The sequence below is a fragment of the Streptomyces sp. AA1529 genome, assembly GCF_000280905.1.
Taxonomy (GTDB): domain Bacteria; phylum Actinomycetota; class Actinomycetes; order Streptomycetales; family Streptomycetaceae; genus Streptomyces.
The window spans coordinates 230,355-254,130 of the sequence record NZ_ALAP01000015.1 but is presented as its reverse complement, the minus strand read 5'-3'; the positions used below and the strand labels follow the sequence as shown (position 1 = coordinate 254,130).

General features: G+C 74.6%; 14 protein-coding genes and 1 pseudogene. 3 read left to right on the top strand and 12 right to left on the bottom strand.

All coding sequences use genetic code 11. The features are described 5' to 3' along the window. Window positions 1-68 precede the first annotated feature (68 nt). The 4 genes from A949_RS0103875 to A949_RS0103860 all read right to left on the bottom strand — a co-directional run bounded on the left by A949_RS0103875 (window position 69) and on the right by A949_RS0103860 (window position 11,779). Window positions 69-7,511, bottom strand: a complete 7,443-nt coding sequence (locus A949_RS0103875; RefSeq protein ID WP_019354695.1) for a type I polyketide synthase — start codon at window positions 7,509-7,511, stop codon at window positions 69-71. Then, a complete protein-coding gene (locus A949_RS0103870) occupies window positions 7,508-8,824 on the bottom strand; it encodes a nitric oxide synthase oxygenase (RefSeq protein WP_019354694.1) in 1,317 nt (438 codons plus the stop codon). Before A949_RS0103870 ends, A949_RS0103875 begins: the two co-directional genes overlap by 4 nt. Before the next feature lie 84 nt (window positions 8,825-8,908). Next, entirely contained in the window at window positions 8,909-10,126 is a 1,218-nt protein-coding gene (locus tag A949_RS0103865) for a cytochrome P450 family protein (protein ID WP_019354693.1), read from the bottom strand. A 75-nt stretch (window positions 10,127-10,201) separates the two neighbouring features. Next, entirely contained in the window at window positions 10,202-11,779 is a 1,578-nt protein-coding gene (locus A949_RS0103860) for a LuxR C-terminal-related transcriptional regulator (RefSeq protein ID WP_158687531.1), read from the bottom strand. A 347-nt stretch (window positions 11,780-12,126) separates the two neighbouring features. Here A949_RS0103860 and A949_RS38815 point away from each other — a divergent pair. Both A949_RS38815 and A949_RS38810 read left to right on the top strand, forming a co-directional pair. Continuing rightward, window positions 12,127-12,966: pseudogene (locus A949_RS38815) on the top strand (metallophosphoesterase family protein); the annotation flags it as partial. 102 nt (window positions 12,967-13,068) lie between these two features. After that, complete coding sequence (locus tag A949_RS38810) at window positions 13,069-13,797, top strand: 4'-phosphopantetheinyl transferase family protein (protein WP_443332983.1); 729 nt, start codon at window positions 13,069-13,071, stop codon at window positions 13,795-13,797. On the opposite strand, the gene A949_RS38805 is transcribed toward A949_RS38810, so the two are convergent. After that, window positions 13,784-14,239 (bottom strand): maleylpyruvate isomerase N-terminal domain-containing protein, encoded by a 456-nt coding sequence (locus A949_RS38805; RefSeq protein WP_019354690.1) that lies wholly within the window; start codon window positions 14,237-14,239, stop codon window positions 13,784-13,786. The two genes, A949_RS38810 and A949_RS38805, sit on opposite strands and share 14 nt — an antisense overlap. A 242-nt stretch (window positions 14,240-14,481) precedes the next feature. Here A949_RS38805 and A949_RS0103840 point away from each other — a divergent pair, with 242 nt between their 5' ends. Further along, window positions 14,482-15,012, top strand: a complete 531-nt coding sequence (locus A949_RS0103840) for a hypothetical protein (protein ID WP_027758969.1) — start codon at window positions 14,482-14,484, stop codon at window positions 15,010-15,012. A 79-nt stretch (window positions 15,013-15,091) separates the two neighbouring features. Here A949_RS0103840 and A949_RS0103835 read toward each other — a convergent pair whose 3' ends face one another. The 7 genes from A949_RS0103835 to A949_RS0103805 all read right to left on the bottom strand — a co-directional run bounded on the left by A949_RS0103835 (window position 15,092) and on the right by A949_RS0103805 (window position 23,641). Next, window positions 15,092-17,173, bottom strand: a complete 2,082-nt coding sequence (locus A949_RS0103835; RefSeq protein ID WP_019354687.1) for a SpoIIE family protein phosphatase — start codon at window positions 17,171-17,173, stop codon at window positions 15,092-15,094. A gap of 286 nt (window positions 17,174-17,459) precedes the next feature. Then, window positions 17,460-17,996, bottom strand: a complete 537-nt coding sequence (locus A949_RS0103830; RefSeq protein ID WP_019354686.1) for a Dps family protein — start codon at window positions 17,994-17,996, stop codon at window positions 17,460-17,462. Between the two features lie 346 nt (window positions 17,997-18,342). Continuing rightward, on the bottom strand, window positions 18,343-18,672 hold the full coding sequence (locus A949_RS0103825; RefSeq protein ID WP_019354685.1) for a hypothetical protein: 330 nt from the start codon (window positions 18,670-18,672) through the stop codon (window positions 18,343-18,345). A 191-nt stretch (window positions 18,673-18,863) separates the two neighbouring features. Continuing rightward, entirely contained in the window at window positions 18,864-19,355 is a 492-nt protein-coding gene (locus tag A949_RS0103820; protein WP_026004315.1) for an ATP-binding protein, read from the bottom strand. A 436-nt stretch (window positions 19,356-19,791) separates the two neighbouring features. Further along, window positions 19,792-20,583 (bottom strand): enoyl-CoA hydratase/isomerase family protein, encoded by a 792-nt coding sequence (locus A949_RS0103815; RefSeq protein WP_019354683.1) that lies wholly within the window; start codon window positions 20,581-20,583, stop codon window positions 19,792-19,794. A 142-nt stretch (window positions 20,584-20,725) separates the two neighbouring features. After that, the gene (locus tag A949_RS0103810; protein WP_019354682.1) at window positions 20,726-22,003 is read right to left on the bottom strand and encodes a L,D-transpeptidase; all 1,278 of its coding nucleotides are present in this window, start codon (window positions 22,001-22,003) and stop codon (window positions 20,726-20,728) included. A gap of 351 nt (window positions 22,004-22,354) precedes the next feature. Further along, window positions 22,355-23,641, bottom strand: a complete 1,287-nt coding sequence (locus tag A949_RS0103805; protein WP_019354681.1) for a L,D-transpeptidase — start codon at window positions 23,639-23,641, stop codon at window positions 22,355-22,357. Window positions 23,642-23,776: the final 135 nt, after the last annotated feature.

The window sequence follows — 23,776 nt, the reverse complement described above, 5'->3', positions numbered from 1 at the left end:
CGTGCAGCCGCTGCCTGGTCTGCTGGAGCTTGGCCGTCGCCCGGCGCAGATAGGCGAGGAGTTCCTGCTCATCGGCCATCGGGGCTCCTTCCGGGGGAGACCGCGCCGTCGAGGGCGCCGGAGTCGTCCAGGGCAGCGGGGTCGCCGGGTCCGGGGTCGGGGTCGGCGTCGATCAGTGCGAAGAGTTCGCCGACGTCGGCGTCGGTCAGGATGTGGGCGATCTCCTCGGCACCGGTGCGCGGCGGCGCGTCCGCCGTGGTCGGCGCGGGGCCGGGCGCCGGGCCGGGCGCGGGGGTGCCGTCCGGGGCTGCCGCCGGTGCGTCCGGGATGCGCTGCAGGTCCTCCGCGGGGCGTGGTGCGGGCTGTGCGTCGTCCGCGGGCGGCGCCAACCGGTCGAGCAGCCAGGCGGCGAGCTGTGCGGGCGTGGGGTGGCTGAAGACGACGGTGGCGGGCAGCCGCAGCCCGGTCGCCGCGGCGAGCCGGTTGCGCACCTCGACGGCGATCAGGGAGTCGCAGCCGAGCGCCTTGAACGAGGTGCCGGCGTCGACGGTGTGCGAGGCGCTGTGCCCGAGCGCCGCCGCGGTGTGCGCGCCGACGAGCGCCACCATCCGGGAGCGCCGCTGCGCCGCGGGCAGTCCGGCCAGCTCCTCGGCCACCGAGCGGACCGGTTCCTGGCGCGCGGCCGGGCGGGGCCGCGCGGGCGCGATGCCGCGCAGCATGCCGGAGCTGCCCGAGCCGTGCAGCCGGGCGGCCACCACCAGCGGCGCGGAGGACCGCAGCGCGGCGCCGAAAAGCCGCAGTCCGGCGTCGGTCTCCAGCTCCCCGATGCCCGCGGCCGCCAGCCGCCGCACGGCGGTGTCGTCCAACTGGCCGGTCATGCCGCTGCGCCGGGACCACAGTCCCCAGGCGATCGACGTCGCGGGCAGCCCGGCGGCGTGCCGGGTCCTGGCCAGCGCGTCGAGCGCGCCGTTGGCCGCCGCGTAGTTGGCCTGCCCGGCGGTGCCCAGCAGGCCCGCGACCGAGGAGAACAGCACGAACGCGGTGACCGAGGGGAGCTGCGCGGTCAGCTCGTGCAGGGCCTGCGCTGCCGCCGCCTTGGGCCGCATCACGCGGTGCAGTGCGTCGGTGTCCATGGCGGACACCAGACCGTCCTCCAGCACGCCCGCGGCGTGCACCACCGTGGTGAGCGGGCAGCCGTCCGGGACGGCTGCCAGCACCCGGGCCAGCGCGTCGCGGTCCGCGGCGTCGCAGGCCACCGCCTCGGCGTCGGCGCCCAGCGCGGCCAGCTCGGCGACGAGTTCGGCCGCGCCGGGTGCGTCCGGGCCGCGCCTGCTGAGCAGCAGGAGCCGGCGCACACCGTGCGCGGTGACGAGTTCGCGGGCGACGAGCGCGCCGAGCCCGCCGGTCCCGCCGGTGATCAGCGCGGTGCCGCCGAGCGCCGGGGCCGGGGCCGACTGCTGCGGCGCGGTGCTGCGGCGCAGTACCGGGGTCTCGAACCGGCCGTCGCGGTCGCGCAGTTGTGCCTCGCCGGTGGCCGGCGCGGCGGCGACCCGTGCCGGGTCGGGCGCTGCTTCGGGGGTGTCCAGCAGCAGGAAGCGGCCCGGGTGTTCGGTCTGCGCCGACCGCATCAGTCCCCACACGGCGGCGTGGCCGGGATCGGACAGCTCGCCGTCGCCGCCGGTGGTCACCACGGCGAGCCGGGACGCCGCGAACCGCTCGTCGCCCGTCCAGGCGCGCACCCGCTCCAGCACGCGGGCGGCCGCGGCCGCGGGGTCCTCGCCGGCCGGGCAGGTCAGGACGGCGACGGCGGGCGCCTCGGCGGGCAGTCCGGCGCCCAGGACGACGGGGGCCTCCTCCCCCGCGCCGGCGGCGGGGCCGGTGTCCGGCTCGGCGGCCGGCATCCAGTCCGGTGAGTAGAGCCCGGCGTCCGCGGTGAGCAGTTCCGGGGAGACCGGGCGCAGCGCGAGAGCCTCGACGGTGAGCACCGGGGACCCGTCCTCGTCCCAGGCGGACAGCGCCACCGCGCCGTCCTCGTCCGCGGCTGCGAGCCGTACCCGCAGGGTGGTCGCGGTGGTCGCGGACATCCGCACCCCGCTCCAGGAGAAGGGCAGCCGGCAGGTTCCCTCGTCGCCGTCGCGCAGCCAGATCGCGTGCAGCGCCGCGTCCAGCAGCGCCGGATGCACGGCGAACCCGCGCGGTTCGCTCTGCGGGGTGTCGGGCAGGGCGACCTCCAGCCACAGCTCCCCGCCCCGGGACCAGGCCGAGCGCAGACCGCGGAAGACCGGTCCGTAGTCCAGCCCGAGGGTCCGGAGCCGCGGATAGTGCCCGGCCACCGGCACCGGGGTCGCCTCCGGCGGGGGCCACGATGCGGGCGGGGCCGCCGCGTCCGGGGGGTCCGCGGTGTCCGGTCCGGCGACCGCCGTGGCGTGCCGGACCCACCGCGCGCCCTCGGCGTCGTCGCGGGTGTGCAGGGTGACCGGGCGGCGGCCCTCCGCGTCGGGCTCGGCCACCACCAGTTGGGTGGTCAGCGCGCCTTCGGCAGGCAGCACGACCGGCTGGTCCAGGATCAGTTCGGTGACCGTGGGGCAGCCGGCCCGGCGGGCGGCGCACAGCACCAGTTCCAGGCAGGCCGTACCGGGCAGCACCACGGTGTCGAGCACCGCGTGGTCGGCCAGCCAGGGCGCCTCCTCGACCGAGAGGGTCCCGGTCAGCACGAGGGTGCCGCTGTCGGCGAGTTCGACGGCGGCCCCCAGCAGGGGGTGCGCCGCGGCCTCCAGTCCGGCGGCCGACAGGTCGCCGGCGCCCGCCGGGACCGGGAGCCAGTGCGGCTCCCGCTGGAAGGGGTAGGTCGGCAGCGGGACCGCGGTGCCCTGTACGGTCCCGGACCAGTCCACCGGCAGTCCGTGCGCGTCGGCCTTGGCCAGCGACCGAAGGAACCGCTCCGGCCCGCCCTCGTCGCGGGTCAGCGTCTCCACGAGGGCGACGTCCGCGGCTGCTTCGTCGGCGCACTCGGCGATTCCGGAGAGCGCCACCGGGTGCGGGCTGACCTCGACGAAGGCGCGGTGCCCGGCGTCGAGGAGGGCGCCGACGGCCTCGTCGAAGCGGACCGTCTCGCGCAGGTTGCGGTACCAGTAGCCGGAGTCGAGTGCGGCGTCCCGCACGAAGGCGGCGTCGACGGTGGACATCAGCGGAATGCGGGGGGCGGCCGGGCGGACGTCGGCCAGGTCGGTGCGCAGCCGCTCCTCCAGCTCGGCCACCTGCGCGGAGTGCGAGGCGTAGTCGACCGCGACGAGCTTGGCGCGGACGCCGTCGGCGACGCAGCGCTCCACGACCTCGGCGACCGCTTCGGGTTCCCCGGAGACGGTGGTGGCGCCGGGGCCGTTGCGCACGGCCACCGACACCCGCTCCTCCCAGGGCGACAGCAGCGCGCGCACCCGGTCGGTCGGCAGCGCGACGGAGGCCATGGCGCCCCGCCCGGCCAGCGCCACCAGGGCCTGCGAGCGGCGGGCGACGATCAGCGCGGCGTCGTCCAGGGTCAGCGCCCCGGCGGTGCACGCGGCGGCGATCTCGCCCTGGCTGTTGCCGACCACGGCGGCCGGTTCCACGCCGTGCGTGCGCCACAGTTCGGCGAGCGCGACCATGGTGGCGAACAGCACCGGCTGCACCACGTCGACCCGGTCCAGTCCGGGCTGCCCCGGTTCGCCGCGCAGCACTCCGGTCAGGCTCCAGTCCACATGGGGGGCCAGGGCGTGCTCGCAGCGGGCGATCGAGGCGGCGAAGGGCGGTGTCGTGTCGAGGAGTTCGCGCCCCATGCCGGCCCACTGCGCGCCCTGGCCGCCGAAGACGAGGACGGGACGGTGGTCCTCGGTGGCGCTGCCCAGGACGACGGAGGGGTCGGCGGTGCCCTCGGCGACGGCGGTCAGGCCGCGCAGCAGCGCGTCCCGGCCGGTACCGGTGACCGCGGCGCGCTGCCGGAAGCGGGTGCGGGTGGTCAGCAGCGAGTGGGCGACATCGGCCGGTCGCCAGTCGGTGCGGGCGGCCAGTTCGGTGTGCAGCCGGGCGGCCTGGTCGCGCAGCGCCTGCTCGGTGCGGCCGGAGAGCGCGAGCACCACGGGGTGGCCGGGGCCGGGCCGCTGCGGGTCGGGCGGGGACGGCTCGGCGCGGGGCGGCTGTTCCAGGACGAGGTGCGCGTTGGTGCCGCTGATGCCGAAGGAGGAGATCCCGGCCCGCCGGGGCCGGTCGGCGGACGGCCAGGGCACGGCCCGGTCGAGCAGTTCCAGGCCGCCCGAGGCCCAGTCGATGTGCGGCGAGGGTTCCTCGGCGTGCAGGGTGGCGGGGAGTTCGCCGTGCCGGAGCGCCAGCACCATCTTGATCAGCCCGGCCAGTCCGGCGGCGGCCTGGGTGTGCCCGATGTTGGACTTGACCGAGCCGAGCAGCAGCGGTCGGCCGGCGGGCCGGCCGGTCCCGTAGGCGGCCAGCAGCGCGGACGCCTCGACGGGGTCGCCGAGCGCGGTACCGGTGCCGTGCGCCTCGACGGCGTCCACCTCGTGCGGGAGCACTCCCGCGTCGGCGAGCGCCTCGGCGATCACCTGCCGCTGGGCCAGTCCGCTGGGGGCGGTGAGTCCGTTGCTGGCGCCGTCGGAGTTCAGCGCCGTACCGCGGACCACCGCCAGCACCGGGTGGCCGTTGCGGCGCGCGTCGGAGAGCCTCTCCAGCAGCACGGCTCCCGCGCCCTCGGCCCAGCCGGTGCCGTCCGCGGCGGCGCCGAACGCGCGGCAGCGGCCGTCCGCCGACAGCCCGCCCTGCCGGGCGAACTCGGTGAACATGCCCGGCAGCGGCATCACGGTGACCCCGCCCGCGAGGGCCAGGCTGGACTCGCCGGTGCGCAGCGACCGGCAGGCCAGGTGCACCGCGGCCAGCGACGAGGAGCAGGCGGTGTCGACGGTGAGCGCGGGGCCCGAGAGGCCGAGCACGTAGGCGAGCCGTCCGGACAGCACGCTCGGGGTGCCGCCGGTGAGCAGGAAGCCGCCCGCCGCGTCGGCCTGTTCGTGCAGCCGGGCGCCGTAGTCCTGGGCCGTGGCGCCCGCGAAGACCGCGGTGCGGGTGGCGCGCAGCGTCCCGGGGACGATGCCCGCGCGTTCGACGGCCTCCCAGGCCACTTCGAGGAAGAGCCGCTGCTGCGGGTCCATCGCGGCCGCCTCCCGGGGGGAGATGCCGAAGAACTCCGCGTCGAAGCGGTCGATGCCGGTGAGGAATCCGCCGGGGCGCAGGCCGCTGACGTCCATCCGCTGCCAGCCGCGTTCGGCGGGCGGCGGGGTGATGGCGTCGACGCGGTCGGCCAGCAGCCGCCACAGGTCCTCGGGGTTCTCCACTCCGCCGGGGAAGCGGCAGCCCATGCCGACGACCACCACCGGGTCGGTCGCCTCGTCGGCGGGGACCGGGGCGGCCGCCGCCGGGGCGGCCACTGCCGGTTCCCGGTCCGGTGTGCTCGCCAGGTACTCCGCCAGCGCGGCGGGGGTGGGGTGGTCGTAGAGGAGGGCGACCGACAGTTCGGCGCCGGTCCGCTCCTCGACGAGGTCGCGCAGTTCCAGGCCCATCATCGAGTCGAAGCCCTGGTCCCGGAAGGGGGTGTCGGGCGCGACGGCCGCGCCCAGCACTCCCGCGGCCAACTCCAGTACCGCGGCCAGCGGCGGTTCCTGGGCCCCGGGGGCGGCTGCGGCGGCCCGGGGCGGCGCGGGCCGCGCCGCCGGGGCGTCCTCGGCTTCGGCTTCGGCTTCGGGAGCAGCCGGCGCGGTGGGCCAGTGGCGGCGGCGCTGGAACGGATAGCCCGGCAGCCGCACCCGGACCGGTGCGTACTGCTCGAACACCGCTCGCCAGTCGGTCTCCGCACCGGCCAGGAAGCGCTCCGCGCACTCCTGGACGGGCAGGGCGGCGGAGGCGTCGCCGCCGACGGTGGTGCCCACCGGGTCGGCGGCGCCGGCCAGTTCGTCCAGCCCGGCCAGCAGGGTCGCCCGGTCGTGGGCCAGGACGACGGCGCGGCAGGGGTGTGCGGTGCGGGCTGTGGCGAGCGTGCAGGCCACGTCGACCCGGCGCGTCCCGGGCCGGTCCGCCAGGTGCGCGCGCAGTGCGCGGGCCGCCGCGGCGAGCGCCTCGGGGGTCCGCGCGGACAGCGGGAAGGGCAGCGGCTCCGCGGCGTCCCCGGCGTCGTCGCAGGGCCCGGGTGGGGCGCCCCCGTCGTGCGCGGCGAGGACGACATGGCAGTTGGTACCGCCCATGCCGAACGCGCTGACGCCCGCCACCAGCGGCGCTCCGGGACGGGGCCACGGAGAGGTCGCGGTCTGCACCCGCAGACCGTGCGCGTCCAGCGGGAGCCGGTCGGCGGGCGCGGTGAAGTGCAGGCTGGCGGGCAGTTCGCGGTGGTGGAGCGCCAGGGCGGTCTTGACCAGGCCCGCGATCCCGGCGGCGCCCTCCAGGTGGCCGATGTTCGTCTTCACCGAGCCCACGGCCAGCGGACCGCCGGGGCGGCCGGCGAAGACCTCGCCGAGCGCGTCCGCCTCGGCCGCGTCGCCGGCCGGTGTCCCGGTGCCGTGCAGTTCCACGTACTGCACGTCCGCGGGGTCCGTCCCGGCGGCCCGGTGCGCGGCCCTGATGAGTTCTCCCTGGGCCCGCGGGTCGGGTGCGGCCATCTCCTCGCCCGCGCCGTCGTGGTTGACCGCGGCGGCGCGGATCACGCAGTACACCCGGTCGCCGTCGGCGACCGCGGCGGCGAGCGGCTTGAGCACGACCAGTGCGCCGCCCTCGCCGCGGACGAACCCGTCGGCGTCCCGGTCGAAGACCCGGCAGCGGCCGCGCGGGGAGAGCACGCCCAAGCGGGCGGCCGCCAGTTGGGTGTCCGGCGCCAGGGCCAGGTTCACCCCGCCGGCCAGTGCCAGTTCGCACTCCCCGGCGCGCAGGCTCGCGCACGCCAGCTGGACCGAGACCAGCGAGGAGGACTGCCCGGTGTCCACCAGCAGGCTGGGGCCGCGCACCCCCAGGTGGTGCGAGATCCGGTTGGCGATCACGCCGCGCTGCAGTCCGGTCATGGCGTGGTGGGACAGGCCCGCCGATCCGTGCCGGGAGGCCAGCAGCGCGTAGTCGTCGGACAGCGAGCCGACGAACACGCCGACCGGCCGGTGGCGCAGCGCGCCGGGTACGACCCCGGCGTCCTCCATCGCCTCCCAGGCCAGCTCCAGCGCCAGGCGCTGCTGCGGGTCCATGGCAGCCGCCTCACGGTCGGGGATCCCGAAGAAGTCCGCGTCGAACTCGTCGACGGAGTCCAGGAAGCCGCCCTCGTCCGGCAGTCCGGGCCCGGCCGGGACCGGCGCGGTGCGGCGGCGCGCCGACGGGCGGGCCACGCTGTCGGTTCCGGCCGCCAGGTTGTCCCAGAACTGCGCCGGGCCGGCGGCTCCGGGCACACGGCACCCCACCCCGACGACCGCGATCCGGTCGACGGGTGCGTTCTCCCGCGTCATCCGGTGATCCCTCCTGGGCGCGGCGGACCGTCCGCCGCATGCCGGTCCGCACGGGGGGCCGGCCCCGGGTGCGGGCCGGGGGTCCGCTGCGGGCCGTCGGCGCGGCCGCCGGGGGCCGGGGCCTGCTCCTGGGTGACGGGGCAGGTGCGGTGCAGGTAGTTGGGGCGCAGATCGCCCTCGTCGTAGTAGCGGTGGAAGACGAGGGTGGCCGAGCCGGAGAGCGGCGGCACGATCCACGACCAGTCCGCCGGGCAGCTGCGGCCCGCCTCCTCCTCGCGCTCGACGTGGGTGAGGAAGCGCTTGGCCTCGGTGTGGTGGTCGGTGATCTTGACGTCGGCCCGGGCGAAGGAGTGCAGGACGGCGACGTTCAGCTCGACCATCGCCCGGTCCCGCCACAGCGAGGTGTCGGAGCTGGTGTCCAGCGCCATCTTCGCCGCGACGACGGGCAGCATGTCGTAGCGGTCGGTGTCCCCGAAGTTGCGTGCGCCGATCTCGGTGCCCATGTACCAGCCGTTGAACGGCGCCGCCGGGTAGCGGATGCCGCCGATCTCCAGGTCCATGGCGGAGATCACGGGCACCGCGTGCCAGCGCAGCCCCAGCCCGGCGAACCAGGGGTACCGCGGGTGGGACAGCTCGACCTCCAGCACGGCCTCCGGGGGGAGTTCGAACACCTCGATCCCGTCCTGCGGGGTCTCGATGACCAGCGGCAGCACGTCGAACCGGGTGCCGGGGCCGCCGGGCCAGCCGTGCCGCAGCGCCAGTTCCGTCAGGCCGGTGTTCATCGGGTCGCCGAGCACCGTGCCGTCCGGCTGCCGGTATCCGGCGTACCGGATGAGCTGCTCGTTGTGGAAGCGGGGTCCGGGCGCTTCGGGCCCGTCCGGGGCGAACACGGTGATGGTGGGCCGGATCCGGCCGCCGCCGCCCGCCTCCGTCAGATGCTTGACCGACTCGGCTGCGATGTCCGCCGCGTCCCGGGTGCCGCGCCGGTCGCGCACCCGCAGACTGCGCCAGTACAGCCTGCCGATGCAGCGGTTGCTGTTGCGCCAGGCCACCCGCGCCCCGAAGGCGAGTTCCGCCTGGGTGTGGGTGTAGGTGCCGGTGGCGTCCACCTCGGCGCGGATGTCGGCCATCCGCCGGGCGGCCGAACCGCCCTGCCCCTCGCCCTCGTCGTGGAAGAGGCCGACGAACCGCTCCGCTTCGTCCAGCAGCCGGGCCGTGTCCCGGCCGGGCGAGGCGGCCGGCGCCTCCGCCGCGGGCGGAGCGGCGCCGGTGGAGCGTTCGACGGCACGCCGAAAGAGACTTTCACTGAGCAAGGCTTCCCCGTTCCCATGCCCCCGCTGTTCCCCGTCAGTGCGCCGCTCCCCTGGCCCTCGCTCGCGGCCGGCGGAGCGGCTCGCTCAGTGCAGCCGGATCGGCAGTGTGCTCAGGCCGCGGACCAGCAGGCTGTTGCGCCACTGGAGGGTCTCCGGCTCCCGGGCCAGGCTCAGGTCCGGGAAGCGGGCCAGCAGCCTGCTCAGCGCCACCTCGATCTCCACCCGGGAGAGCGGTGCGCCGAGGCAGTAGTGGATGCCGTGGCCGAAGGCGAGGCTGCCGCCCAGCGGCCGGGTGAAGTCCAGCCGGGCCGGCTCGGGGAACTTCTCACCGTCGCGGTTGGCGGCGATCAGCGAGACCAGGACGAACTGACCCTTGGGGATGGTGGTGCCGGCGACGGTCACGTCGGTGGCGGTGGAGCGCAGGGTGGCCACGTTGACCGGGCCGTCGAACCGCAGCAGTTCGTCCACCGCGTTGGGCATCAGCGACGGGTCCGCCTTGAGTTCGGCCAGCTTGTCGGGGTTCTTCAGCAGCGCGAGCACGGCGTTGCCGACCATGCTGGCGGTGGTCTCGTAACCGGCGACGAACATCAGCGCGCAGGTCGAGACCAGTTCGCGGTCGCTGAGCCGGTCGCCGTCCTCGCGGGCGTTGATCAGCGCGGTGATCAGGTCGTCGGCCGGGTCGGCCCGCTTGGCCTCGATGACGTCGACCAGGTACTGGTCGACCCCGCGCACCGCCTCGTTCATCCGGGCCGGGTCGTTGGTGGTGAAGATCGTCTCGGTCCAGGTGCGGAAGGCGTCCTCGTCGGCCGGGGGGATCCCCAGCAGCCGGCAGGTCACGGCCATCGACATCGGGAACGAGAGGGAGCGCAGCAGGTCGACCTCGCCCGCGGCGGAGATCGTGTCCAGCAGGCCGTCGACGATCTGCTGGATCTCGGGACGCAGGGCCTCGACCCGGCGGCGGGTGAACGCCTTGGCCGCCAGTTCGCGCAGCCGCGTGTGGTCCGGCGGGTCGGCGAAGAGCATGTGCTTGGTGAGGATGTCGGTGTATCCCTCGTGCGCCGACACACCGGTGCTCTGCTGCGCGAAGATGTCCGGGACACCGGAGAAGTCCTTGGTGAACCGGGCGTCGGAGAGGGCTTCCTTGGCCTCCTCGTAGCGGGTGATCACCCAGACGTCGATACCGTCGGGGGTCCGCATCGCGTGGACGGGTCCTTCCACCCGGAGGCGGTCGTAGACCGCGTACGGATCCTGGAAGAACGACATGTCGAGGACTTCGCGGCCGGGCCCGGTCAAGGTCGTCATACGCTTCCACCTCTCCTGTCCCTCAAGGGCGTCTCGAACCTATGGGCCGATGAGCGAACCTGCCAATAACGAGAATCAGTTACCCCCGCCCGCGGGTACGGCCGCCCGGTCGGATACCGCCGTCGACTCCGCGAGCATGACCACCCGGGCGACCGCCACCCGCGAACCGACCCGCAGCTTGCGCAGGATGCGGCCGACGTGGACCTGGACGGTGTTCAGCTTGATGTCCAGCGCACTGGCGATCTGCTGGTTCGAGCTGCCGCGCGCGATCAGCCGGGCCACCTGCAACTCCCGCGGGGACAGGCACTCGATCGGCCCCGGACCCGGGCCCGCGTCGCCGGCGGGGGCCGACCGCCCGGCCGCCCGCAGCAGCCGGACGTTGTCCGCCGCGACGGGCGCGGCGGAGACCCGGTAGAGCTCCTCCGACCGGGCCAGCGCCGACTGGGAAGCGCGCCGGCGGCCCTTCCGGCCGTGCGCCGCCCCGACCATCAGGTACGCGGCGGCCAGCCCCAGCCGGGCCCGGCCGCGCTCGAAGGCCACGCACGCGGCGTCGGCCGCGCGCTGCGCACTGTCCGGGTCGGAGCCGAGCACCGCCTCGGCGTGCGCGAGTTGGGCGTAGCCGTGGGCCCGGTTCATACCGCAGGCCAGCGCGCTGCTCATGGCCAGCCGGCTCCACTCGCGGGCCTCGCCGTGCTGGTCGAGCGAGGAGTCCGCGGAGGCCAGCACCGCGTAGACGCGGGCCCGGCCGACGACCGGGACCAGCGGCAGCCGCTTGCCGCCCACCGCCTCCAGCACCGTGTCCCGGCCGTCCCGCAGCGACCCGGTGCGCAGCATCGTCATCCCGATCAGCGCCAGCGCCGCGTCCTCGAACGGGCCGCGGGAGGGGGTGACGGTCCGCGCCTGCTCGGCCAGTTCCCGGGCGCGCTCGTTGTCGCCCGCCTCCAGTGCGATCTCGCCGAGCGCGATCAGCGCCGTCTCGACCAGGTCCGGGTGGCCGCGGGCCTCCGCGGTCCGCAGGGCGTGCAGGGTGTGCTGCTCGGCCTCGCCGAGCCGGCCGAGTTCGCGCAGTGTGGCGCCGTGCAGGACGCGCAGCAGGAGTGCGTGCCGCCACTCCTCCAGCGCCTCGGCGACCCGCATGCCGCGGCGCTGGTGCGCCTCGGCCTCGGCGAACCGCTGGAGCTGGCTCTCCACCCAGGACAGGTCGGTGAGCAAGGGCAGCAGCCGGCCGACGGCGGTGTCGTCGGCACGGTCCAGGTGGGCCGCAACCCGGTCGGCGTGCACCCGGGCCGTGTAGAGCCCGCCGGTCCAGCAGCCGGACAGCGCCAGCGACATGCCCGCCTCGGCGACGGCGCCGCGGTCACCGAAGGCGACCGCGCGCTCGAACGCCTGTGCGGCGTAGTACTCCTGCCGCAGATGGTCGTTCTTCTGCAGATAGCACCTGCTCGCCTCCAGCAGGAGTGCCAGTGCGCCCGGGTCGCAGGTGCCGATTCTGGCCAGCTCACCGTTGATGCCGGCGAGCCGGTGGTCCGGACCGGCGAGTTGCTCGTGCAGCACCGCGTCGAAGTCGGGTGCCCCGTGGCCGGGGGCCCCGTGGTCGGGGACGTCGGGGACGTCGGGGACAGGAACATCCTCCCGGCGGAAGGATCGCGCCATGGAGAAGGGTATGTACGCCTCCATAAGGGCATCTTCGACCAGGTTCGCGACGCGCATGCACCGGGGCGCCAGGAGTGTATCCCTGATCACATACCACTCGGTACGGGAACTTGAACTTCTGTATAGACCAAGCAAGTTGGTTGTGTGATCTCCCGAGGTGACGGCTCCCGGCAGGGCACCGGACCCCGGCCCGCAGCACCCCGGGGCCGGTGCCCGGAGCACCTCCGGGAGCCGTTGACACGCCGGGCGGGCGCTTGTTTCCATGCGGCAGCGAGCACTGCCCGTCAGCCGCCGGCCGGCGCGGGCACTCCGGGCGCGCGTCGCCCCTCGCGGACGGGGGTGAGCACATGGCCGGAAGGCTGCTGGCCGTCAGCGACCTGCACGTCGCCTTCCGCGAGAACCGGGCCCTGCTGGAGTCCCTCCGCCCCGGGAGCGACGACGACTGGCTGATCGTCGCGGGGGACGTCGCGGAACGGTTCGCGGACGTCGAGCAGGCCCTGCGACTGCTGAGCACACGGTTCGCCAGAGTCCTCTGGGCCCCCGGCAACCACGAGTTGTGGACCCATCCCGGCGATCCGGTGACCCTGCGCGGCGACCGCCGCTACCGGCGGCTGGTCGAGATGTGCCGCAGCCTCGGGGTGGCCACACCCGAGGACCCCTACCCGGTGTGGCGCGGCGCGGGCGGACCGGTCACCGTGGCCCCGCTGTTCGTCCTCTACGACTACTCCTTCCGCGCCCCGGGAACGGCGACCAAGGAGGAGTCGCTGCGCCGCGCGCACGAGGCCGGTGTGGTGTGCACGGACGAGTACCTGCTGCACCCCGACCCCTATCCGACCCCGGACGCCTGGTGCCGGGCCCGCGCGGAGTGGACCCGGCGCCGGCTCGAAGCACTCCCGCCCGGGCAGCGGACGGTACTGGTCAACCACTGGCCGCTGGTCCGGGAACCCACCAGGATCCTGCGCCATCCGGAGTTCGCCCAGTGGTGCGGCACCGAGCTGACCGCCGACTGGCACCGCCGCTTCCGGGCAGCGGCAGTCGTCTACGGCCATCTGCACATCCCCCGCGTCACCTGGCACGACGGAGTCAGGTTCGAGGAAGTCTCAGTGGGCTACCCGCGCGAATGGCAGCCCCGTGATCCGCGGGAGCCGCTGCGCCCGGTGCTGCCCGCCGCCGTCCCGCCACCACCGCCGCCCGCCGCCCCGGCGGCGGCTCCGGCCGCGCAGGCTCCCGTTCCGGCGGCGGCTCCGGCCGGGGAGAGCACCCTGCTGGGCGCGTTGCTGCCCTCCTCGGTGGCCGCCGCCGAGGCGTTCGCGGATCTGCCGGGGTCGCCCGCCGACCATCTGCACCCGCAGGAGAGGCAGGTGGTCGACCACGCGGTGCCGCGCAGGCAGCGCGAGTTCGCCACCGTGCGGCAGTGCGCCCGGCGGGCCGCGGGCAGCCTCGGCGTACGGCCCGTCCCCCTGCTGCCCGACCGGCGCGGCGCCCCGCAGTGGCCGGAGGGCGTGGTGGGCGCCATGACCCACTGCGAGGGCTACCGGGCCGCCGCCGTGGCCCGCAGCCGGGAGATGCTCGGAGTCGGGATCGACGCCGAACCCAACGAGCCCTGCCCGGCCGGGGTCCTGGACCTCATCTCGCTGGAGCGCGAACGGGAGTGGGTGGCCGCGCACGCGCGCGCCGCGCCCGGAGTCCGCTGGGACAGACTGCTGTTCAGCGCCAAGGAGTCGGTGTTCAAGGTGTGGTATCCGCTCACCCGCCGCGAACTGGACTTCGAGGAGGCGCACATCGAGGTCGACCCGCACGACGGGACCTTCACCGCCCGGCTCCTGGTCCCGGGGCCGACGGTCGGCGGCAGGCGCCTGGACGGGTTCGCCGGGCGCTGGCTGTGCCGCGACAACCTGCTGGTCACCGCGATCGCCCTGCCGGCCACCGCACCCGGGCACGGCTCCCCGGCCCCGGTGTCCGCAGCGGCCGGCCGCGGCCGGGACTCCGGCGGCGTGCCCCGGCTCACCGTCCCCTGACGGCCCTCCGGTCGGCGGTCGGCGGCCGGCGGCCGACGCTCAGCGCACCGCCGCGCCGCGGACGGCCCGGTCCTGCTCCCGGACTGCCGCAGGTGCCCCGTCCGGACCGGCGGCCTCCGGCACCTCGATCGCGTACCCGCGCAGCGGCTGGGAGGTGCGCCAGCCGCCGCAGCCCAGTTGGAAGCGCAGGTCCCAGATGCCCGGGGCCAGCGGCCGGCCGTGGTCGGTCGGCGACCTCCCAGTAGGTCACCGCGTCGGCGGTCGGCTCGCTCCCGGTCGGGGTGGCGAGGGTGATCAGGACGTCCTGCGCGTCGATGACCAGATGGCACACCAGGTCCCGCACGAGCCACCCCGCGCACCCGGAGGGCTTCTCGAAGTCGGCTTCCGGGAGCGCGGCGACCGCCGTCCGCAGCGCCGTCCACGAGCAGGCGAAGAGGTCCACTGTCGGCACGCTAGTGCGGCACGCACCCGGCGGACAACCGGACACGGGCCCCGCCTGGTGCTGTGACCGCGGACGTTCACCGGGTCGGGGCGATGTCCTCGATCGCCGGGCGACTGGACATCCCAGCGTGTCCGGCGATGTGCGCAGTCCTCAGGTCCTCCCTCGGCGGGTGTGCCGTCATCCGCAGGGCGGAGACGGTCCGCCGTTGCGGACGACGCGCGGCTGACCTGTCCAGGACCAGCATGTACCTCATGACGACAGCGACCGTTCCGCTCCCCGGCTCCGCATCTGCGCCTGCCTGGGCTCGCCGCGCCGCCCACGCCATCGCTCTGTGCGCGGTCCCGTCCGGCCTGTGGCGCATCGCCATGGCATCCGGTGTCCATGTGGGCTACAGCGACCAGGTGCTCCGCGACGTCTACGACATCCCGGGCTGGGGCATCGCATACGTCGTCGGTCTCTCCCTCCTTGCCGAGCTGGCCGCTCTGTTTCCGCTGCTGCTCGTCAGCAACCGGTGGCGGCCGCTGCATCCCAGGATCCTCGCCCCGCTGGCCTGGACCGCCTCGGGCATCCTGGTCCTGGTGGCACTGTGGCAACTCGTGGTCGCTTTCACCGTCGAGAGCCAGACGTACCTGTCGAGTGGTACAGCACAGACCGTCTGGGGCTTCGCTTTCGCCCCGCTGTTCGCCATCCCGGCCCTGATGACTGCGGTGACTTGGTCGTACGCAAGACGGCACCGGGCACGAGGACAGGCAAAGCGCCGGCCACGACCTTGACACTCGACAACCTCTCCGCGCACACGAACTGGCGGATGACACGTCGGGCGGTCAGGAACAAGCCTTCCCGGTCACAGCGCTAGTGTGCGTTCAGCGGGATCTCGCACCAGACGCGCTTGCCGTTGCCGCGCGGTTCGACGCCCCAGTCGGTGGCCAGCTCCTCGATGAGCATCAGGCCGCGCCCCGAGGTGGACTGCTCGGTGGCGGCCCGGCGGTAGGGGTTGTCCGGCGAGGTGTCGGTGACCGCGATGCGCAGGGCGCGGCTGCCGTTGCGCACCGGCCGGGCCGTGAGGGTGGCGTCGCCTTCGGTGTGCAGCAGCGCGTTGGTGGCCATCTCGCTGGCGAGCAGCTCGGCGGTGTCGGCGAGGGAGTCCAGGGACCAGCGGTGCAGGGCGGTGCGCAGCGCCTGCCGGGCCGCGTGCAGGGACTGCGGGTCGCTGGAGGAGATGGTGACGGCCATCTGCGGCGCGGCCGGACGCCGGCCCGAGGCACGGCGCAGCAGCAGCAGCGCGACGTCGTCCTCCTCACCGGTGAAGTCGCCCATGGTGCGCAGCAGGTGGTCGGCGAGGTCGTCGGGACGCACCGGCCCGTTCCGCACCGCCTCCAGAAGCCTCGCGCGCCCCTCGTCGAGATCCCGGGTGCGGGACTCGATCAGGCCGTCGGTGCACATCACCAGCGAGGAACCGGGCTCCACCAGCGTCTCGGAGAGCGCGTACGGGGGTTGGGCCGAGGGTGCGGCGAGCCCGAGCGGCAGTCCGACGGGGGTGTCCACCCATACGCAGCTCCCGTCGGGGCGGCGCAGGACCGGTTCCGGGTGACCGGCCCGGACGGTCACGGCGACGCCGGTGCGGGGGTCGAACAGCACCAGCAGGCAGGTGGCGAACCGGTCGGTGTCCAGTTCGGCGAGGAAGGCCGAGGCCCGGGCCATGACGGTCAGCGGCGGGTGCCCCTCCGCCGCGTAGGCGCGCAGCGCGATCCGCAGCTGCCCCATGACGGCGGCGGCGGTCACGTCGTGCCCCTGGACGTCGCCCACGACGGCGGCGATCCGGCCGTCCGGCAGCGTGACGGCGTCGTACCAGTCGCCGCCGATTCCGCCGCGGGCCCGCGCCGGACGGTAGCGGGTCGCGATGGCCAGGCCGGGAACGTGCGGGATGTGTCCGGGCAGCATCGCCGTCTGGAGTCCGGCGGCGAGCTCGTGCTCCTGGTCGAAGAGCAGCGCCCGTTGGAGGGACTGGGCGATGGTGTTGCTGAGCGCGGTCAGCACGGTGCGCTCGTCGTGGGTGAAGCGGTCCTTGCCCTCGTAGGTGAGGCCCACGGCGCCGATGGGGGTGTCGTGCGCGATCAGCGGAAAGTAGACCGCCGCGGTGGCGCGGGGCACCAGGCCCAGGTACTGGCCCAGCCCGGGGTAGCGCCGGGCGAACTCCGCGCGGCTGGTGACGAAGACCGGCTCCCGGGTGCGGACCGCCTCGGTGAGCGGCAGCGGGGCGCCGATCCGGGCCAGATGGAAGTCGCGGATGATCTCGCCCGGCACCCCGTTGGAGCCCACCAGCCCCATCCGCCCGCCGTCCACCAGGCCGAGGGTGATGCTGGCCGCCCCCAGCCGCTGCACCAGCCGGGTGGTGGTGAGGGCCTCGGCGACGTCCTCGACGGTGACGGTGGGGGCGAGGGCGTCGTTGACGTGGCCCACGAGGTCGGCCTGCCGCCGCCGCTCGCTCTTGGCCTGCCGCAGTTCCCTCGTCTGGTCGACCGCCTGGAGTTCCTGGCTGGCGTCCCGGATGATCCCCACGACCCGCACCGGGGTGCCGGCGTCGTCGCACACGACGGTGGCCTGGGAGTGCGTCCAGCGCAGCGAGCCGTCGGGGCGGCGCACCCGGAAGTAGATGCTGTATCCCGTCCGCGCCTTCAGCGCACGGCTGACCTGGGCCTGGATCCCGGGCAGTTCCTGGGGCACCATCCGGTCGGCGACGGTGGCCGGGCGGTCGTCGTACTCGCCCGGCTCGAACCCCAGCACGGCGAGTCCCGCGTCGTCGTACTTCATCTCGCCCGACCGCAGGTCCCAGCAGAAGCTGCCCATGCCGTTGACGGCCAGCGCGACATGGGCGGCGACCGGCGGGTCGCCGTGACCGGCGGGCCCCGTGTTCGGTTCGCGGAAGCGGTGCATCGCTGTCTCCCGATCGCGTGGCCCCGGTGCCTGCGCCCCCGCTCGGCGACAGCCGCGGCAGCGCCTGGCGAGGCCACCTCCCCATCATGCGGGGAGCCGACCGGTACCGCGCGTCGAGGAGCGCGGCGCCGGCCCGGACGCGTGAGGGAGCGGCCGGGCGGCGGACGGCAGGGCGGTCAGGGGAGCCGGGCAGGCCGGTCGGGCGGTCCGGGGACGGCGGGAGTGCCGAGGACCCCGGCGCCGGAGCGCCGGGGTCCTGGCGGGGACGCGGGTGCGGGGCCCGCGGTCAGGGCTTTCCGCGTGCCTGGCCGGCGGCCTTCTCGGCGGCGGCCGACTCCGAGTCGTGCGGGCCCGTCGCGAGCTTGCCGCCGGAGCTCTCGATGTGGGCGCGCACGAACCACTGGAACAGCTCCAGCTTGCGCAGATGCTCGATGAGCAGGTCCTGGGTGACCGGGTCGGAGCTGTCGGTCGCCTGGACGGCCTTGCGGTGGTCCTCGATCACACCGGTGTAGACGACGTCGAGGGCGCCGAGGTGCTCGATGGCCTCGGCGCGTCCGAGCGTGTAGTCGTGCCAGGTCCGCTCGGCGACCAGCACGCCCGGGGTGCCCCAGGGGGAGCCGCCCAGGGTGGAGATGCGCTCGGCCGTGTTGTCGATCATGTCGCGGACGGCGTCGACCTGCGGGTCGAGCATCTCGTGCACGGCGATGAAGTGCGGTCCGATCACGTTCCAGTGCACGTGCTTCAGCGTCAGCGCCAGGTCGTTGAGCGCGTGCAGCCGCATGCGGAGCAGCTGGATGACGCTGCCGCCCTCTGCCGTGGACATGCCGGGAACGGTGTAGGACGGGGTCGAGCCCTCGTTGGACGCGTGAGCTGCCACGGTGCGCTCCAATCCTCGGATGTGGTCGGGAGGGGCGGGCGGGCGCGATGGGCCGTCGCCCTCCCAGCTGGTACGGCTCCACGGAGTGGGCGTACGTGAGCTGTTCCCGTCCCGGGGTTTCCGCCGAGCACAAGGTCAAACCTTGCCGAACCACTGTTCGCGTGGCTGCCCGGCCGACCCGGAACCGTGCGCGGCCCGGGCTCCGGGAGGAGAGGGACCCGGGAGTACGGGGGCCCAGGGGGCGCGGGCCCGGTACGCGCGGGGTGCCCGGTGCCGGGCGGTCGAGCGGCGGTCAGCGGCCGAGGGCGCGCTGGAGCTGGGCCTTGGTCATCTGCGAACGGCCCCGGACGCCGCGTTGCCGGGCCTCGTTGTAGAGCTGCTCGCGAGTGGGGCCGCCGGGACCCATGCGGTTGCCGGAGCGCCGGCCGCCGCGCCGGGCGGGGGCGGTGTCGCGCACCGAGGTGCGGCCGGCGCTCCTGGCCTCACCGTGCCGGGCGCGCTCCTTGTTCACCGTGCGGGCCGCGATCTCCTTGGCCCGCGCGGGTGAGGCGCCCTGCCGCCGGGCCCCTTCCTTGATGTGCTCGTACTGGCGTTCGCGCTTGCGGTCGGACCCTGCGGGCATGGCTTCCTCCGTACGTCGACAGAGCCCCGTCGGAGCCGCGCACCGGCCCGGGGCACGCCCTCGTGGCGGTTTCGCGCCGGGTTCCCCGCCCCGGGGGCGCCACACCTCGGCGGACGGCGCACCCGGAGGGCGGACGGGCCGCCGGGCCCGCACCGCGGTCGGGGCCGCGGGGCGGCGGGGCCGCGCACGGGTCAGCTCGTGGCCCGCATCTCGAACCACGTCGTCTTGCCCCGCGGCAGCAGGTCCACACCCCAGCGCTCGGCCAGCGTGTCCACGAGGAAGAGCCCCCGGCCGCTGGTGTCCAGCTCGCCGACCGGCAGCAGGCAGGGCAGTCCGCGGGAGGGGTCCCGCACCTCGACGCGGATCCACCCCGAGCGCCGCAGCATCCGGATACCGATGGTGTGCGCGCCGGTGTGCCGCACGGCGTTGCCGACCAGCTCGGAGACGAGCAGCACGGTGTACTCCGTGCGCTCCGCCGGGAGGGCCCACCGCTCCTGCAGCACGGCCTGGGTGAGGCGACGGGCCAGCCGAGCGGACTCCGGAAGGTTGGGGAGCGGCACCTCCCGTACGGTCGGATCGCCCGCCCGTTCGAGAACCGTGCGCACCGGCTCGGCGTCCCACTTCCCCGCTGGGTCTTCCGGAACCCGTTCGGTCACGCTCGCCACATCTCCCTGACCCGCCATGCCTCCATCATGGCGGCAGGGGGATGCCGCTGGGGGCGGTTCGCGGGTATCCACCAAGGCGGAACGACCCCCTCCAGCGCGCCGCGACCGCCGCGACCCGGCGCCCCGAGACCCGGCGGACATGCACTGACCTGGGACGACCCGGGGTGACAAGCCGTGCGCAGATGATCACACCGCGCCACGGCCCACCCACGAACGAGGGAGGACCGGGCACAGCGGATTCCCCCACACGGTGGAGTGTTCGGCCTGTGCGGGGCTTTACGCCACCCCCAACCACCCCACCCCGGCGGCCTCTTGCCACGTACCGGAACGGCGGAGGACGGGAGCGGCCCAGCGCCGGTGCGGGCGGCCGGGCGGGTCGATGGGCGGCCGGCCGGCCGTCCCCGGGGCCGGGCGGCCGGTCCCCCGTGCCGCCCCCGGCCCGGTCGCGGGTCGCTCAGCGGAACCGGGCCTTGCCCGGGCCGTCCTCCACGAAGCTGCGCATGCCGATCTGCCGGTCCTCGGTCGCGAACAGCCCGGCGAACCAGTTCCGTTCGAGCGCCAGACCGGTCTCGATGTCCGCCTCCAGACCGAAGTCGACCGACTCCTTGGCCGCGCGCAGCGCGAGCGCCGGACCCCGCGCCAGCCGCGCGGCCCAGCCGTGCGCCTGCTCGTACACCTCGGCGTCCGGTACCACGTGGTCGACCAGGCCGATCCGGGCGGCCTCGGCCGCCGGCACCGTCCGCCCGGTGAAGATCAGGTCCTTGGCCTTGGCCGGGCCGACCAGCCGGGACAGCCGCTGGGTGCCGCCCGCACCGGGGATCAGGCCCAGCAGGATCTCCGGCTGCCCCAGCTTGGCCCCTTCGCCCGCGAACCGGACGTCCGCGCACAGCGCCAGCTCGCAGCCGCCGCCCAGGGCGTAGCCCGTGACCGCCGCGGCGACCGGCTTGGGGATGCGGGCCACCGCGGTGAACGCCTCCTGGAGACCGCGGGAGCGCAGGACCATCGCGGAGTGGTCCATCTCGCGCATCTCCTTGATGTCCGCACCGGCCGCGAACACCTTCTCGCCCCCGTAGAGCACCACGGCGCGCACGTCCTCGCGGCGGGTGGCCTCCTCGGCGAGTTCGCGCAGCAGGTCCTGGGTGGCGATGTCGAGGGCGTTCATCTTCGGCCGGTCGAGCCGGATGGTGCCGACACCGTCGGCGACCTCGAGGCGCGCGGTGGCGCCGCTGGATTCGTCAGTCGTCATGCCGGGAAGGTTAACGGCCGTTCCGCGCCGCGGGCCCGGTGCCGTTGCTCACAGCCCCGGCCCGGCCCCCGGCCGCGCCGGGGCGCCCGGGAGCCGCCGCCCCCGGGCACTCCGCGCGGCGGGCCGCCGGCCGCCGGGCCCGCTACTGCTTCGCCGTCCACTTCTCCCAGGACATGTTCCAGCCGTTGAGGCCGTTGTCCGGCTTGATGGTGTCGTCCTGCGAGTTCTCGACCTCGACCACGTCGCCGACCATGGAGTGGCTGAAGAACCAGGCGCCCGGCGTCCCGTTGGCGCCGCCGCCGCGCAGGTCGAACAGGCCCACGCAGCCGTGGCTGCTGTTGACCTGGCCGAACTGCGACTTGGCCATCCAGTAGTTGCCGTGGATGAAGGTGCCCGAGGTGCTCAGCCGCATCGCGTGCGGGACGTCCTTGATGTCGTACTCGCCGCCGAACCCCACGGTGTCCCCGTTCATCCGGGTGACCTCGTGCTTCTCGCTGATGACCATCACACCGTTGTAGGTGGGGTTGGCCGGGCGCCCGGAGCTGATGGGGAAGGTCTTGATCTTCTCGCCGTCGCGGGTCACGGTCATCGTCTTCTTCTTCGCGTCCACCACGCTGACCTGCTGCCTGCCGACGGTGAACCGCACGGTCTTGCGCTGCGTCCCGTAGACGCCCTCGGCACCCTCGACGCCGCTGAGGTTGAGGTCGACGGCGACCTTCGTCCCGGCCTTCCAGTACTTCTCGGGCCGGAAGTCGAGGCGCTGGTTGCCGAACCAGTGGCCCGCCACCTCGACCTCCGGGTCGGCGGAGACGGATATCGCCTGCTCCACGGCCTCCCGGTGGGCGACGGGGCGGTTGAAGTTGATCGAGAACGGCATCCCGGCGCCGACCTTGTCGCCGTTCTCCGGCGTGAAGTAGCCCACGAAGGTGTTCTGCGGCACGAACGTGGTGAACGTGGCGTGCTTGGCCGCGGCCCGCCCCTCGGAGTCCTCGGCCACGGCGTCCACCGTGTACTTGGTACCGGCCGCCAGGTGGGTGGCGGGGCGCCAGACCGTGCCGCCCTCGGCGAGCTTCCCCTCGACCTTCGCACCCTTGGAGTCCTGGACGGTCACCTTCGTCAGCTTGCCCTCGGCCGCCTGGACCTGAAGGACGCCCGAGGTCTTCACGTCGTCGGCGCCGTCCTTCGGGGCGACGGTCAGCACGGCCTCGGAGGGCCCCTTGGCGGGCTTGTCCCGGTCGTCGTCCCCGCTGTTCGCGCGGGCGCCGGTGCCGCCACCGCCGCCGCAGGTGGTCAGCGTGAGCAGCAGCACCACGAGCAGCACCACGAAGCCGACGGCTGAGCCTCCGATGATCCGGGCGCGGCTGTCCCCCCGGATCGCCTTCCACGTGAACTTGTCCCCGGCCACGGTCTTCAGATCCAAGACGGCCCCATCCCTTGTCCTCACACGGCTTCGCGCACCCGTGTGCGCCCCCGAAAACGCGACATCGCGCCGCCCGGCCGTGAACGGCACATGAACGGCGGCGCGCATCCGCATTGTTAGATAACCACACCGCAATGACGGCGAACCGCACTCCGTGGTCACCATTCGGTCGCGTTTTTTGGGAAGGCCGGAAGGAGGGAGAGCGCCCGTGCGCCGACGCCGGGAGGCCCCGCCCACCGGGCGGCCGGCACACCGCCGGCATCACCCGCAGGCCCGCCGTGGACGAGAGCCGGAACGGACGGGAGGGAGGCGGATGCACGGCAGGGAGGCGGGGCGCCTTCCCGGCCGCGGTCAGTTCAGGGCCGAACCCCCGACCCAGGTCTCCCACGGCATGTTCCAGCCGCCCAGGCCGTTGTCCGCCGCCACGGTCCGGTCGTGCGAACCGCGCACGGTGACCAGGTCGCCGATCAGCGAGCGGTGGAAGAACCGCCCGGCGGGCGACTTGTCGTCCCCGCCGCGCTCGTCCTCCAGTCCGACGCAGCCGTGACTGGTGTTCTTCTTGCCGAACGTGCGCTCGGCGGCCCAGTAGTTGCCGTGCAGGAAGGTGCCGCTGCGGGTGAGCCGCATCGCGTGCGGCACGTCCTTGATGTCGTACTCGCCGCCGAAGCCCACGGTGTCCCCGTTCATCCGGGTCTCCTGGAACTTCTCGCTGATGACCATGCGGCCGTTGTAGGTCGGGTTCTTCTTCGTGCCCGCCGTGATGTCCAACCGGTCGACCCGGCGGCCGCCCTGCCGCACGGTCAGCGTGCCGCGGCCCACGTCCACGACGCTGCGCTGGTCGCGGCCGACGGTGAACGTCACCTGCTTGCGCTGCGTCCCGTAGACGCCGGGCGCCCCGCGCACATCGCGCAGCCGCAGATCGAGGGTCACCTCGGTGCCGGGCTGCCAGTAGGTGCGGGGCCGGAAGTCGAGCCTGTTGCGGCCGAACCAGTGGGGGGCGATCTCCACGCGGGGCGTGGAGGTGACGTCGATGGCGCGCTCGACGGCCGCCCGGTCGGCGATGGGCCGGCTGAACTCCAGCGAGACGATCATCGCGGTACCGACGGTCTGGCCGTCTTCCGGACGGAAGTAGCCCACGAAGCGGTGCGGCGGCACCCGGGTGGAGAAGGTGGCGTGCCGGATCACCCGGTCGCCCTCGCCGTCGACGGCCACCACGTCCACCTCGTAGGTGCCGGCCAACTCCAGCACCGTGCCCTTGCCGTGCCCGGCTCCGCGCCCGGAGGCGTTCTCCGCGGAGGCGGGCAGCGGGCGCCAGCTCCGCCGGTCGGCGGAGAACCGGCCCGCGATGGCGCGCCCGGCGTCCTTGCCCTTGTGCTGCATCCGGACGCTGCGCAGCTTCCCCTCCGCGACCGAGACCTCCACCCGTGCGTCGGTGGGCACATCGCTGGCACCGTCCTCGGGCGTCACCCGGATGGCGCCCCCCGGCGGCTTGGAGTCGTCCACGACGGCGCATCCCGCAGGCGCGGTGCACAGCAGCGCGAGCGCCACGACGGCCGAAACGGCGCGCACCGCCCGTCGCACGCCCCCCGCGTGGTACAGCAGTGCCCGGACTCGCCGTGCCGTCGTGCCCCGTCCCATGCCGTCCCCGCTCCTGTGCGTCGCCTGCTGTCGAGGGCGTTCAGCCGCCTCACCCGGACGAACGGACCAACGAAGCGCGTGCGGGAGGGACACCGGGCTCACACGAGTGAACGAGGAATCCCCGCGGCAGCCGAG